Genomic DNA, 13088 nt, shown 5'->3' on the forward strand with positions numbered 1-13088 from the left:
CCTATCGAGAATCGATAGATTCTCATCGCAATTCGATAGACTCGGTCGACTCGACGGACTCGACGGAGGGATGGTCATGGGAAAGCTGACAGTGCGTGCGCTGCGTGCCGTGCTCGCGGTGGTGCTCGCCGGCACGGTGTTCGTGCAGGCAGGGATGGTATGGGCACTGGCCACCGACCCGGAGGACGGGTCGCTCCCCCTGACCCCGCTGCGCGTGATCACGATCCTGGGCATGGTGTCGGCCCAGGTCGCGCTGGTCTGCGTCTGGCGGCTGGTGTCGATGGTGCGACGCGGAACGGTGTTCTCCCACGCCGCCTTCCGATACGTCGACGGCGTGATCGGCGCGATCGTGGCGGCTGCCCTCATGTGGTTCGCGGTGACGGCCCTCAACGCGCCGGGCCAACGGGACGACCCCGGCGTCACCCTCATCATGGGCGGGATCGGCGTGGCCATCCTGGGGGTCGCGCTCATCGTGCTCGTGCTGCGGATGCTGCTCGCCCAGGCCGTCGCGCGGGACGTCGAAGCGGCCCAGCTGCAGGCCGAGTTGGACGAGGTGATCTGATGCCGATCGTCGTCGACATCGACGTGATGCTGGCCCGGCGGAAGATGTCCGTGGGTGAACTCGCGGACCGCGTAGGGATCACGCCCGCCAATCTGGCAGTCCTCAAGAACGGCCGCGCCAAGGCGGTGCGCTTCGCGACGCTCGCCGCGCTCTGCGAGGTGCTCGAGTGTCAGCCGGGCGACCTGTTGCGCTGGGAAGCCGAGGACGCCGCGGGCGAATGTCGTACCCCGGCGAGAACCTGACAACGCCTGGCACCACCGGCGCGCGATTCGGCTCCGCACGCGCCTGGGGCCCGGCCGTGTCCGGCCGGGCCCCACCCCTTCGGGCCACCACGCTCCTCGCGTTCAGGTGCCTTCGGTCACCAGCGGTACCAGCGCCCCCTTCGACCGCCGCCGTCCGCGGAGCGGACGACGAAGCCGAGCAGCCACACGATGAGCACGACCACCGCGATCCACCACAGTGCCTTCAGCGCGAAGCCCGCACCGAAGAGGATCAGAGCCAGCAGAAGAACCAGAAGCAGGGGAACCATCGTTATCAACCTCCTGGCCACCAGATGCCCTTGCTTCGGCCCTGCAAGCACGCAAAACATGCGTTAGTTTCCCGCGGTGGAGGGCATACGCCCGCGGTCACCGATGCCCCCTTCGTGCGCCGCGGCCACGCTCGACTGTGCGGGCGGCGCATACGTTGCCCCCGGCGCCGCCGGTTCACTCAGGCCTCTCCCCCGGCGGTACCCGCGCCGGCACCCGCGATCGCCACCGCCTGCCCGCTCACCCGCACGCGCGAGTCCGTGGTGGATGCCTCGACCCGGAGCAGGCTGGGCCGACCGAGATCCTCCCCCTGACGGATGGTGAAGGCACCGGAGGGCGGGAGGGCGCCGAGGACGCGCAGGTAGCCGCCGAAGGCGGCGGCCGCGGCGCCGGTCGCCGGGTCCTCGACGACACCGCCGATCGGGAAGGGGTCGCGGGCGTGGAAGAGCTCCTGGGTCTCACGCCAGACCAACTGGAGCGTGGTCCAGCCGTGACGGTGCATCACCTGGGCCAGCGCGTCGAAGTCGTAGTCGAGGGCCGCCAGACGCTCGCGGGTGGCCACGGCCAGGACCAGGTGCTCGTTCCCGCCGAAGGCGACGTGCGGCGGCAGTGCCGGGTCCAGGTCTTCGACGGACCAGCGCAGGGCCTCGAGGGAGGCGTGCGCCTCCGCGTCGCTCGCGGGTCGGGAGCGGGTGGGGACGCTGGTGAGCGTCGCCGTCACGGAGCCTCGGGGCGCCGCCGAGGTGTCCACGGGGATCTCACCCGCCGGGGTGTCGAAGACGAGCGGGCCGGGGCCGATCCTCTCGGCCAGTGCCACCGCGGTGGCGACGGTCGCGTGGCCGCAGAAGGCAACTTCCGCAAGCGGGCTGAAATAGCGCAGCCGGAACCGGCGCGCCGCCGGGTCCGCGGCCGTGACGAACGCGGTCTCCGAGTAACCGACTTCGGCGGCAGTGGCCAGCATGACGGCGGCGTCCAGCACGGCCGCGTCGAGTACGACTCCGGCCGGGTTGCCGCCGGCCGGGTCGGTGGTGAAGGCCGCGTATCGCAGGGCTTCGGGGCGTGTCTTCAGGCTCATACGCCTACCGTGGCACTGCACAGGCATGCGGACAAACGATTGATCTCGATGTTCTGCATCGGTTTCTACGATGGCTGGGCGCTATCGTCGGCGGCATGGACACCCGGCTGCTGCGCACCTTCGCCACCGTCGCCCAGACCCAGAACCTCACCGCCGCCGCGGAGCGCCTGCACCTCGTCCAGTCCACCGTGACCGCCCACGTGCAGGCGCTGGAGAGGGAGCTCGACCTGCGCCTGTTCGACCGGCTGCCACGCGGGGTGGTGCTCACCGCCGCCGGACGCGTGGTCCTCGCGCAGGCCGAGGCGGTGCTGGAGGCCGAGTCACGGCTGAGGACGGTCGCCGCCTCGGCCGGCGGCACGGGTGGTGCGGTGACCGGGCGCGTGGTGCTCGCGGCGGGCGAGACACTGGTGTCCGCGCGGCTGCCGGGAGTCATCGCCGCGCTGCGGCGCAGCCATCCCGGAATCGAGGTGGACCTGCGCACGACGGGAACCGCAGCCGCCGTAACCGCGCTGCGTACCGGCGAGCTGGACCTCGCCCTGCTGCTGGAGGACAGCGCGACTTTCCCCGACATCGAGTGCACGCCGCTGGCCCGCGAGCCTCTGGTGCTCGTCTGCTCTCCCGAGCACCCCCTCGCCCGCCGCGCACCGGACTCACCCACCGACTGGACCGAACTGGCCCGCGAGGACTACTTCCTGCACGAGCAGGGCTGCTCCTACAGCGACCACTTCATCGAGCGGCTGCTCACCGCCGCCCAGGGCGCGCCGCCCCGGATCACGCGCTTCGGCAGCCTGGAGGCCGCCAGATCCTGTGTGTCCGCGGGCCTCGGCCTCAGCCTGCTGGCTCGCGCCAACGTCGAGGACGCGCTCGCCGCCGGGCGCCTGACCCGGGTACCCGGCCCACAGCTCCGCGACGTCACGGTCCAACTGGCCCGGCACCGCCGACGTTGGCGCTCCCCCGCAGCGGCCGCTCTCATCGCGGAGCTGCCTCACCATTTCCCGAACTGAGCTCAGCCCGAACGGGCAAGGCGGGAGGACGCACCGGACGTGCAACTGTTCGGGCCCGTCGGGAGTCTAGCGAGCAAGGGAATGTTCACCTGGGAAAACCGTCCGTTTTTCCGCGTTCCGACAGAGGTTCTCTCCATGCCGACGCCCCCGCACAACCGTCACGCCCTCCGTGCCGCTGTCGCCGCCCTCGGCGCTGCCGGCCTGATCGGGCTGGCCGCGGCCCCCGCAGCCTTCGCCGATGAAACCGCGCCCGAACTGGTCGTCGGAGGCATGGAGCCGATTCACGGGCTGAAACCGGGAAACACCTTCGGTCTGCCGGTCACAGTGGCGAACAAGGGCACCGGGGCCGCCGAGAAGGTGTGGGTCTCTTACGCCGTCACCCGGGGACTCGACTTTACGGAGGTACCCTCCAACTGCCGTGCACAGTACGTCCGGTCCTACGACGAGATGCCCGAGTTGTGGACCGTGACGTGCGAGTTCGACCAGGCGGTGGAGCCGGGAGGCGTCTACACACCCGACAGGCCTCTCCATGTCAAGGCACTGGACCGCGCGCTCGACGACGAACTGTGGCTGCGTGTCGAGGAAAACGATCCGGGGCCGGACGAGAACGGCACTGCGCCGGTGGCGGGAACCGCACCGGCGGTGAAACTGGTCGAGAGCCAGGCCGGGCGCGAGGGGTCCGCGCGAGTCGTCCATCTGCCCGTCACCTCCGTCAACACGGCCGACTTCCAGGTGACGGGTGCCGCTTTGAAGGGGCGCGTGGGTGAAACGGTGCCGATGAAGGTGGAGTTCACCAACGCCGGACCCGCCTGGGTGCGGATCACGTCTGTCAGCGTCATCGTCACCCCGCCCGCCGGAACGTCGGTCGTCAAGCCCGCCATGTTCTGCAAGGCCAAGGGTGAGGTGTACCGGTGCGGCATGCTTGCGGGGGCTCTCAACGAGGGTGGCCAACAGGCCTACACCTTCAAGCTGAAGATCGACAAGCGCGTGGCGCACGCCAAGGGCACGGTGGCGCTGAGCAACGAGGCGCGGCCGTTCGACCCCCACAAGGCCAACGACAAGGCCGGCATCACGCTGGACGTCACCGGTGGGGGGCCGACCGGCTCCACGGGCGGCTCGACCAGCGGCGGCTCGGGCGGATCGGCCGACGGCTCGTCGCCGACCGGCAACCACGGGACCACGGCGAGTGGCGGCCACCTGGCGGAGACCGGTTCCTCGGCGCTGCCGATCACGGGCGTGGCTGCCGCGGCGGTGGTCACGGGTGCGGGAACGCTCGTCATCGTGCGCCGCCGCCGGGCCCAGAGCCTGAGCTGACGAGCGTCCGACGCGAGCGGTGGTACCTGGAGAGCGAGCGCACTCCGGCGCTCGCCTCCGCGGCTCAGCCGGTGTGCCGGTCCCTGGAGATCAGCCATTGCCAGCGTGGACGTTCCGTGACGAGGGTGGCGGCCACGAGGAGAGACACGAGGACTGCCGCATATGTGGGCCACGCCGCCCACGCGGCGATCGCGGCAGCAGCGAGTTGGAGCAGCACGAGCAGGATCGTGACCGTACCCGGGACAGGGATGATCACCTGAGCCTTGTCTCCTGGAGTGGAGAAGACGGTCGGGAGGCCGATCAGTACCACCACCGCCAAGACGGCGAGCAGCCACGAGTACGTGGCCAAGGCCCAGGGAGTGGCCACCCAGGCGACGAGTTCCACAGCGAAGCGCAGGACGGATGCCATGCGATCGTCCGGTCTCTCCACGTTCGCCCCCCACAAGCTGTGCCGACCACCAACGAAGAATTTTACGACGGGCTGCGCCGGCCCTGCTGGCGGGAGGAGGCACATGCCCTGGCTCCCAGCAGGGAATCACGGTGTTTCCCTTCCTGTGGTCCGAGGAGGCCCCTGCGGATCTCGCGGCCACGAGTCGGCGGGCGGTGCCGATGCGTGAGGTCCTCGGGATGGCAGCCGACTTCGCCAGACAGAGTGGGCTACGACCCCGGGTTCCTCGGTCGGGTGTGAGACCGGCCCGGCGATCAACGAAGCGTGCCGTGAGTGCTGGGGCCTGCGAGTTGATCACTTCCCGGTCCGGCGGAAGGCAGGCGCGGCGAGGCCGATCCGCGCACGCCCGATCAGCCGATACGGCGCGACCCGTGATACGTCTGCGGCAGACTCGGACCGAGCCTTTGACACGGGAGGACTGTTTCATGAGTGACCGGCCCTTGACGCTGATGGCGGTGCATGCCCACCCGGACGACGAAGCCACCGGAACGGGAGGCGTCCTTGCGCGGTATGCGGCGGAAGGCATCCGAACGGTCCTCGTGACCTGCACCGACGGGCGGTGCGGTGACGGGCCGGGGGGTGTCAAGCCGGGCGATCCCGGGCATGATCCGGCAGCCGTCGCCGTGATGCGGCGTCAGGAACTCGAGTCCAGCTGTCATGTTCTGAAGGTCGGTCACCTGGAGATGCTGGGCTACGCCGACTCCGGGATGATGGGCTGGCCGAGCAACGACGCGCCTGGAGCCTTCTGGCGGACCCCCGTGGAGGAGGGCGCCGCCCGACTCGCGGAACTCCTGCGCCGCTACCGGCCCGACGTGGTCGTCACCTACGACGAGAACGGCTTCTACGGACACCCCGACCACATCCAGGCGAACCGCATCACGATGAGGGCGCTGGCGATGACCGCGCCGACGCCGAAGGTGTACTGGACGACGGCGCCCCGATCGATGATGCGGCGGTTCGGGGAGGCCATGCGCGAATTCGATTCGGACTGGCAGGAGCCGGATCCCGCCGAGGCCGCCGCGCTGGCCGAGATCGGACTCCCCGACGAGGAGATCACCACCTGGGTGGACACCACGGCCTTCGGCGGGCAGAAGTTCGACGCGCTGGCCGCGCACGCCAGCCAGGGCGAGAACATCTTCTTCCTCAAGATGGGCCAGAAGAGGTTCACCGAATTGATGGGCGTCGAGACCTTCGTACGTGTCCAGGACACCACCGGCGCGGCCCTGCCCGAGAACGACCTCTTCGCCGGACTGCGCTGAACCGACCGCCACGCCTGGGGCGCGAGAAGGCTCCTTCGGGATCTCGATGTCAGCAAGCAGAGAGACGGAGCCTACGTGGTCTTGATCCCGTGGGAGTCGGGACGCCGTCCCCCGTCATGGCACCGCTCGCGATGTCCGAGCGTGTCGCCGAGCTTGTCGGCCGGTGCCGGGCGGGGGCGCACCCAACCGGAAGCCGGCCGATTCACCGCCCCATCGGCGACCGCTCTTACGAGGACTACCAGGTGGGCACGACATACGAGTACGGCAGCGTTCCGGTCACCCAGGAGGAAATCATCGGCTCCGCCTCCCAGTACGCCCCCCAGTCCTTGCACGTCGATCCCGTGGCGGCGGAGCAGGGCCCGTTCGGCGGGCTGGTCCCCAGCCCGTGGCACACCGTGGCCCTGACGATGCACTTGTTCGCCAGGCATTACCTGTCCACGGTCACCGGCCTCGACGGTCCGGACGAGGTGCGCCGGCTCACACCCGTTCGCCGCGCCACGCTGGGCCTGAGCACCCGCGGTGACGCATGACCGGCGGCACGGCGGCACTGCTCCTCGGGGGCATCGTCATGCTGGGCGCCAGCGTGCAGTGGCTGACGGGGATGGGCTTCGCGCTCGTCGCCGTACCCGAGCTCGTACTGCTGCTCGGTCCGTCCCAGGGCGTCGCGCTGGCCAACTGCGCGGGCTGCGTCATCAGCGCTGTCGGGCTCGTCGGCAGGTGGCGGCGAGTGCGGCTCGCGGCGATGGTGCCCCTGGTGATCGCCTCCGCCTGCGCCGTCCCGGCCGGGACGTGGGTGGCTCACCGATTGCCGCGCCATGTCCTGTTCGTCGGGATGGGCCTGCTGGTGACCCTGGCCGTGCTGCTGGTCATGCGCGGCCTGCATGTGTCCGCCCTGACCGGTACCCACGGGGCGGTGGCCGCCGGCGCGGTGGGCGGTTTCATGAATGCCTCCGCCGGGCTGGGCGGCCCGCCGCTCTCCCTCTACGCGATGAACGCCGGCTGGACCGTCAGCGAGTTCGTGCCCAACGCCCGGTTCTACAGCATCGTCGTGAACGCCTTTTCCATAGCGGCCAACGGCGTGCCGCGGCTGGGCCCGACGGGTTGGACGACGGCCCTGGCCGCCATGACGGTGGGCGCGTTCCTCGGCATGGTGCTCGCCCAGCGCGTCCCGGACGGCCGGGCCCGGCAGTTCGTCCTGCTGCTCGCGCTGGCCGGCGGCCTGTCGAGCCTTGCCAAGGGGCTGGGAGCGCTGTGAACCGGGCCTCACTGGGGGATCCGGGCGAGGGAGCGCCACGGGCGGACAGTGGCACGCGTTCGGCGGTTCCATCCGTGGCTGGTGGGCGAAGTGTGCGTTCGGTGACTGGTGACGGCTGGTGCCGGGCCTGTCGGCGAACCTGGCGAGCCGCTGGTCGTGGCCATGCCCCCACGCCGGCGAGACCCGTCTACTGTGCCGGTTCGGGTAGGAGCCAGACGGCTGTGTCTGGTGGAATCACCCGCCTGCCCGACGGGTCCCTCTCCAGACAGCCGCTGGTCAAGAGGACGTTGCCCGTCGGCAGCCGCACGGACTCGGTGCCCGGATTCAAGGCGCACACCAGGCCGGCATCCCGCCGGAAGGCGAGGACCGCGGCCGGGGAGCCCGACTCCAGCCAGGTCAGACCGCCGTCGCCACCGTGGCGTCGGCGCAGGCGCAGAGCCGCTCGGTAGAGGCTGAGGACTGAATCGGGGTCACCGCTCTGCGCGGCCACTGACCGCGGAGACCAGTCCGCGGGCTGCGGCAGCCACGGCGCGGCGGAGCCGAAGCCCAGCGAGGGGCCGGACCGCTGCCATGGGATGGGCACGCGACAGCCGTCCCTTCCCTTTCTGGCCCCCCGTGAGCGCACCCACACCGGGTCCCGCAGCACGTTCTCGGGCAGATCGGCGACCTCGGGCAGGCCCAACTCCTCCCCCTGGTACAGGTAGGCGGCGCCGGGGAGCGCCAGCAGCAGCAGCGCCGCCGCACATGCCCGGCGCTGTGCGAGGGCCGGGTCCAGCGGGGGCTGGATGCCGCCGCTGAGCAGCCAGGCGTTCAGGTCGGTGTCGGGTGGCAGGGCCAGCCGGGAGGCGTGGCGGACCACGTCGTGGTTGGAGAGCACCCACGTCGGCTCCGCACCCACGGCGTGGGCGGCGGCGAGGGAGCTGTCAATGACCCGGCGCAGAGCGGGCGCCTCCCAGGGAGCCTGCAGGAAGTCGAAGTTGAAGGCCTGATGGAGTTCGTCGGGCCTGGTGTAGAGGGCCCGGCGGGGACCTTCGGCCCAGGATTCGGCGACTGCCGCGCGGGGCGGCTCGTACGTGTCGAGCAGCGCTCGCCAGCTACGCAGGATGGCGTGCACCTCGTCTCGGTCCCACAGAGGGTGGCCGCCGTTCGCGCCCGCGCCCACGATGCCGTGGTGCACCTGGTCGGGACCGAGGTCGCGCAGGGGCTCGACGAGGTCCTTGGCCATGCCGTGCGCGACGTCGATGCGGAAGCCGTCGACCCCGCGGTCGAGCCAGAAGCGCAGCGTCGACGCGAAGTCGGCGCGGACCTCGGGGTGGCTCCAGTCGAGGTCGGGCTGCTCGGGCGCGAACAGGTGCAGGTACCACTGGCCGTCGGCCGTGCGCTGCCAGGCGCTGCCGCCGAAGACGGACTGCCAGTCGCTCGGGGGCAGGGAGCCGTCGGGCCCGGTGCCGTCGCGGAAGATGTAGCGGCCGCGTTGCGGGGAGCCGGGTGCCGAGGCCAGCGCCTCACGGAACCAGGGGTGCTGATCGGAGGTGTGGTTGGGGACGATGTCCACGATGACCCGCAGGCCGAGCCGGTGGGCCTCGGTGACCAGTTCCTCCGCGTCGGAGAGGGTGCCCAGGGCCGGGTCCACGGCGCGGTGGTCGGCGATGTCGTAGCCGCCGTCGGCCATCGGAGAGCGGTAGAAGGGCGTCAGCCACACGGCGTCGGCCCCCAGGTCGGCAATGTGCGCCAGCCTGGACGTGGCGCCGGGCAGGTCACCGACGCCGTCGCCGTCGGAGTCGGCGAAACTGCGGATGTAGATCTGGTAGATGACGGCGTCTCGCCACCAGGGTGCGCCCTCGGGGCCGGGGGGCGTGACAGGCGGGGGCGCGGGAGCCGCAGAGGTGTCCATGCGGTGGTCGTACCTTCGTGAGTCGGCGGATTCGGGACGGTCGTTCACGTCAACGTGGCGGCCCTGGACTGGCGTTGGGCGCCGAGGAGGGATGTGCCCAGGGCTTCTCCGGCCGCCGGGGTGCCGGCACCGTTCGGCGTCGCGTCAGCGGCCTGCCACAGGTGCGGCGGGCCAGTGCGCGCCGTGGCGTCGAGCCAGGTCGGCGATCTGTGCCGGATTCAGGGGGCGGGCTCGGTGGCCCTGGAGCAGCAGGTGGAGGCGGGCGGTCTCCTCCACCTCGATCGCCGACCGGACGGCCTGCTCCATGTCGCCACCGGTGACGACGGGTCCGTGGTTGGCCAGCAGTGCCGCGCGGAAGGGGAAGGGCACGGCCCGGACGTGGGCGGCCAGGGCCTCGTCGCCGGGAGCCGCGTAGGGGATCAGCGGGGTGCGGCCCACGCTCATCACGAAGTAGGCGGTGAGCGGCGGGAGGCAGTTGTACGGGTCGTCGGTCTTCAGGCAGGAGACGGCGACGGCGTGGGCGGAGTGGAGGTGGACGACCGCCCGTGCCGACGGGTCCCGGGCGTACAGGGCGAGGTGCAGGGGCACCTCCTTGGTGGGAGGCGGACCGGCCCGGTGCGTCCCGTCGGTGTCGAGTGCGGCCAGTTCTTCCGGGGTCAGCCCGTCCAGCCCGCGGCCCGTCGGGGTGACCAGGACGCCGTCGGGGGTGCGCACGCTGATGTTGCCCGAGTTGCCGGGGCTCAGGCCCAGCGCGTGCAGGCGGCGGCCGGCCTCGGTGACGGCACGTCGCGGGTCGTTCACTTCAGGGCCTCCTGGGCGGTGGTGAAGAAGTCCGGGGCGCCGAAGTTCCCGGATTTCAGTGCCAGGTTGACGGTGCGACCCGCGTAGGTGGCGGAAGTCCAGGGAACGCCGGGGGCGGCGGCGGGGCCGATGCGCAGACTTCGCAGGCCCAGGGCGGAAACGACGGCGCCGGAAGTCTCCCCGCCGGCGACGACGAGCCGCCGTACGCCGGCGTCGAGCAGCCCGCGGGCGCACTGTGCGAGTGCGCGTTCGACGAGGGCGGCGGCCTCGGTGGCGCCCAGGGCCTTCTGGGCCTGCTCCACGTCGGCGCGGTCGTCGGCGCTGTGCAGCAGGACGGGCACGGTCGGGTCCAGGTGGTCGCGGGCCCAGGCCAATGTCTCGGCGACGGTGGCCGCGGGGTCCTCGTGGAGGTCCCGCAGCCGGAGCTTGCGGTGGGGAAGATGCCGACGGGCGTGGGCCGTCTGGTCGAGGGTGGCCGCGGAGACGCTGCCGGCGAGGACTGCCGCGGGGCCGGGGGCGATCTCGATGCGGTCGGCCGGGGCGCACGGTCCGGCCGCCCGGGGCGGGGGAAGGACGTGGGCGAGGCCGGATCCGCCGGTGAGCAGGCGCAGGTGGCGGGTGGCGCGTTCGATGACGGGCAGGTCCTCGTTGCCGGTGGTGTCGGCGATGACCATGCGTATGCCCTGTGCCGTCAGCCGGTCCAGATGGGCGCGGGCGGCTCCTTCGGGGGCGCGCAGCACGGCGTGCGGAAGCAGCCCGACCGGCTGGGTGCTCTGGGCGGCGAGGATGCGGCGCAGGTCGGAGTCGGTCATCGGGGTGAGCGGGTGGTGCCGCATGGCCGACTCCGACAGCAGCGTGTCGCCGACGAACAGGTGGCCCTGGTAGACGGTGCGCCCGTTGTCCGGGTAGGCCGGGCACAGCACGGTGCACTGTTCTCCGAGGGCGTCCAGCAGTGCCTCGGTGACCGGCCCGATGTTGCCCTGGGCGGTGGAGTCGAAGGTGGAGCAGTACTTGAACCACAGGCGCTCGCAGCCGAGGGCGGTCAGGTGGTACAGGGCTGCGAGGGAGGCGGTGACGGCCTCCTGCCGGGGCGCGGTGCGGGACTTGAGGGCCACCACGACGGCGTCGGCGTCGTGCTCGTGCGGGAGGGGCCGCTCGGGCACGCCGACGGTGAGGGTGGTGCGGAAACCGGAGGCGACCAGGGCGGCGGCGATGTCGGTGCCGCCGGTGAAGTCGTCGGCGATGCACCCCCACACGGGGTGGCCGCGGTGCCCGCTCACCGGGCGGCTGCCTGCGCGGCGGGCAGGGCGGCGAGTTGGGCGGCGCCCGACCGCGGGGAGGTGAGCACGGGGACGGTGCGGCGGTCGGCGGGCAGACTGCCGACCGCCTGGGCCATGGAGGCCTGCGCGAGGACCAGGACGTCGGCGCGGGCGGCGAGCCGTTCCGCCTCGGCGGCGATCAGGCGGTCGTGCTCCGCCGCGTCGCCCGCGCTGCGCGCTTCGTACGCGCCGGGGCATATGGAGGTGATCAGTTCGACGTCGGCGCCTTCCTGGGCGGCTGTGCGCCGGATCAGGTCCTCGGTCGGGCCGAGTGTGGAGGACAGGGTGGCGAGGACGGCGATGCGGCGGCCGGTGTGCACGGCCTGCCCCGCCATGGGCTCGTCCACGCGCAGGACGGGGATGCCGACGTGCGGGCGGACGAGTTCGGCGGCGCCTCCGATGGAGGAGCAGGTCACCAGGACGGCGCTCGCGCCCGCGTCCTCGGCGAGGGCGGCGTAGGCGGCAAGGCGGCGCACCGTGCGGGGCAGCATGCCGTGGGCGACGGTGTCGGCGAGCAGGCTCTCGTCCACCATGTGGTAGGCGTCGACGCCGGGGGCTTCCTGGGGCAGGAGTGCGGCGAAGACGGCCGGCAGGGTGGTGACGGTGTGCAGCACGCACACCCGGGGCCGGCGGGTGGCGGCCGTCATGCCGCACCTCCCGGCACCGTGGCGGCCCGCGCCTGCTGCCAGGGGCGGCCGTAGCGGTCGACGATGTCGCCGAGCTCGCGCAGCCGAGCGGCGGAAGCGCCGCGCAGCACGGGCAGCGGGTCGGCGCCGGCGAGGGCGTCGGTCCACAGGGCCCTGCCCGCCAGGAACCCGGAGGCCCCGGCCCGGCAGACGGCCTCCACGGCCTGCGGGAACGCCTGCGGGTCGACGCCCTGGGAGAGCACCACCCAGGGGCAGTCGACCACCGCGTCGATGCGTTCTGCCTGCCGGGCGAGGTGGGAGATCGAGCCGATGCCGCGGTCGGGTACCTGGCACTTGTACAGCGACGGTCCCAGGGGGGCGAGTTCGCCGGCCGCCTCGACGATGGAGTCGTTCAGGTCGAAGGTGCCTGCGGCTTCCTCCTCGGGAGTGGGGCGGGTCACGGGTTCGAGTACGGACGCCAGTCCTGCCTCGCGGCACCGGTCGATGAACCGGGCGGCCAGTTCGACGCGCTGCTCCCGGCGCGCGTCCCGCCGCCATACGACGAGCAGCTTGAGGGCGGCGACTCCGTCGGCGCGGGCCTGCCGCGGGTCGACCTGCTCGTCCAGGTCGGTGTCGGCGACGACGCCGCCCGGCTGGTCGAGCGCGTCCGCGGCGAGGACGAGGGCGCAGTCCGTGGGAAGCAGCCGGTCGACCACGACCCGGTCGTAGCCGTAGTGGCGGTCGATGAGGAACGCGGAGGCGAGCGGGGCGAGTTCGCGGGCGACGGCCAGTTTGAAGGCGACCATGGCCTGGTCGCTCACGCCGTCACCGGCCGCGTGCCGGCTCATCATGGCGCGCAGGGACTCGCGCTGGTCCATGGCGACCATGGCGAAGGTGCCGGACGGCCGGGCGAGAGCGGCCGGCGCTCGCGATCCCGAGGCGAGCAGGGGGCCGGGCTGGACGATGGTCACGGTGAGTACTCCATGGGGTGGGCCGGGGCAGAG

15 protein-coding genes are annotated in these 13088 nt (G+C 72.0%); 7 read left to right on the top strand and 8 right to left on the bottom strand.

What is annotated here, in order from left to right:
- The first annotated feature begins 76 nt into the window (after positions 1-76).
- Both ACLU3S_RS01135 and ACLU3S_RS01140 read left to right on the top strand, forming a co-directional pair.
- On the top strand, positions 77-562 hold the full coding sequence (locus ACLU3S_RS01135; RefSeq protein ID WP_413949764.1) for a DUF2975 domain-containing protein: 486 nt from the start codon (positions 77-79) through the stop codon (positions 560-562).
- Complete coding sequence (locus ACLU3S_RS01140) at positions 562-804, top strand: helix-turn-helix domain-containing protein (protein ID WP_413949765.1); 243 nt, start codon at positions 562-564, stop codon at positions 802-804. The genes ACLU3S_RS01135 and ACLU3S_RS01140 overlap by 1 nt, the downstream gene beginning before the upstream one ends.
- 116 nt (positions 805-920) lie before the next feature.
- Here ACLU3S_RS01140 and ACLU3S_RS01145 read toward each other — a convergent pair whose 3' ends face one another.
- Together ACLU3S_RS01145 and ACLU3S_RS01150 are read right to left on the bottom strand one after the other, a co-directional pair.
- The gene (locus ACLU3S_RS01145; RefSeq protein ID WP_413949766.1) at positions 921-1091 is read right to left on the bottom strand and encodes a hydrophobic protein; all 171 of its coding nucleotides are present in this window, start codon (positions 1089-1091) and stop codon (positions 921-923) included.
- A gap of 179 nt (positions 1092-1270) precedes the next feature.
- Positions 1271-2164 (bottom strand): PhzF family phenazine biosynthesis isomerase, encoded by an 894-nt coding sequence (locus ACLU3S_RS01150; protein ID WP_413949767.1) that lies wholly within the window; start codon positions 2162-2164, stop codon positions 1271-1273.
- A gap of 95 nt (positions 2165-2259) precedes the next feature.
- Here ACLU3S_RS01150 and ACLU3S_RS01155 point away from each other — a divergent pair, with 95 nt between their 5' ends.
- Together ACLU3S_RS01155 and ACLU3S_RS01160 are read left to right on the top strand one after the other, a co-directional pair.
- Positions 2260-3168: a LysR family transcriptional regulator gene (locus ACLU3S_RS01155; protein ID WP_413949768.1), complete on the top strand. Its 909-nt coding sequence runs from the start codon at positions 2260-2262 to the stop codon at positions 3166-3168.
- An 81-nt stretch (positions 3169-3249) separates the two neighbouring features.
- Positions 3250-4482, top strand: coding sequence for a hypothetical protein (locus ACLU3S_RS01160; RefSeq protein ID WP_413949769.1), 1233 nt, complete (start codon positions 3250-3252; stop codon positions 4480-4482).
- Between the two features lie 64 nt (positions 4483-4546).
- On the opposite strand, the gene ACLU3S_RS01165 is transcribed toward ACLU3S_RS01160, so the two are convergent.
- On the bottom strand, positions 4547-4891 hold the full coding sequence (locus tag ACLU3S_RS01165; RefSeq protein WP_413949770.1) for a hypothetical protein: 345 nt from the start codon (positions 4889-4891) through the stop codon (positions 4547-4549).
- Positions 4892-5355: 464 nt separating this feature from the next.
- Here ACLU3S_RS01165 and ACLU3S_RS01170 point away from each other — a divergent pair, with 464 nt between their 5' ends.
- From ACLU3S_RS01170 to ACLU3S_RS01180, 3 genes are all read left to right on the top strand, one after another.
- A complete protein-coding gene (locus tag ACLU3S_RS01170) occupies positions 5356-6189 on the top strand; it encodes a PIG-L family deacetylase (protein WP_413949771.1) in 834 nt (277 codons plus the stop codon).
- Positions 6190-6431: 242 nt separating this feature from the next.
- Positions 6432-6719, top strand: coding sequence for a MaoC/PaaZ C-terminal domain-containing protein (locus tag ACLU3S_RS01175; RefSeq protein WP_413949772.1), 288 nt, complete (start codon positions 6432-6434; stop codon positions 6717-6719).
- Positions 6716-7444 carry a TSUP family transporter gene (locus ACLU3S_RS01180; protein WP_413949773.1) on the top strand — a complete coding sequence of 243 codons (729 nt, stop codon included), beginning with the start codon at positions 6716-6718 and terminating at the stop codon, positions 7442-7444. The genes ACLU3S_RS01175 and ACLU3S_RS01180 overlap by 4 nt, the downstream gene beginning before the upstream one ends.
- A gap of 187 nt (positions 7445-7631) precedes the next feature.
- On the opposite strand, the gene ACLU3S_RS01185 is transcribed toward ACLU3S_RS01180, so the two are convergent.
- From ACLU3S_RS01185 to ACLU3S_RS01205, 5 genes are all read right to left on the bottom strand, one after another.
- Entirely contained in the window at positions 7632-9338 is a 1707-nt protein-coding gene (locus ACLU3S_RS01185) for a glycoside hydrolase family 13 protein (RefSeq protein WP_413949774.1), read from the bottom strand.
- 144 nt (positions 9339-9482) lie between these two features.
- Positions 9483-10139, bottom strand: coding sequence for an aldolase (locus ACLU3S_RS01190; RefSeq protein WP_413949775.1), 657 nt, complete (start codon positions 10137-10139; stop codon positions 9483-9485).
- Positions 10136-11419 carry a 3-oxo-tetronate kinase gene (otnK, locus tag ACLU3S_RS01195; protein ID WP_413949776.1) on the bottom strand — a complete coding sequence of 428 codons (1284 nt, stop codon included), beginning with the start codon at positions 11417-11419 and terminating at the stop codon, positions 10136-10138. The genes ACLU3S_RS01190 and otnK overlap by 4 nt, the downstream gene beginning before the upstream one ends.
- A complete protein-coding gene (locus tag ACLU3S_RS01200; RefSeq protein WP_413949777.1) occupies positions 11416-12105 on the bottom strand; it encodes an aspartate/glutamate racemase family protein in 690 nt (229 codons plus the stop codon). Before ACLU3S_RS01200 ends, otnK begins: the two co-directional genes overlap by 4 nt.
- Complete coding sequence (locus ACLU3S_RS01205) at positions 12102-13055, bottom strand: hypothetical protein (RefSeq protein WP_413949778.1); 954 nt, start codon at positions 13053-13055, stop codon at positions 12102-12104. The genes ACLU3S_RS01200 and ACLU3S_RS01205 overlap by 4 nt, the downstream gene beginning before the upstream one ends.
- Between the last annotated feature and the right edge of the window lie 33 nt (positions 13056-13088).

Origin of the sequence: Streptomyces sp. AF1A (assembly GCF_047340315.1) — a bacterium.
Lineage (GTDB): Bacteria > Actinomycetota > Actinomycetes > Streptomycetales > Streptomycetaceae > Streptomyces.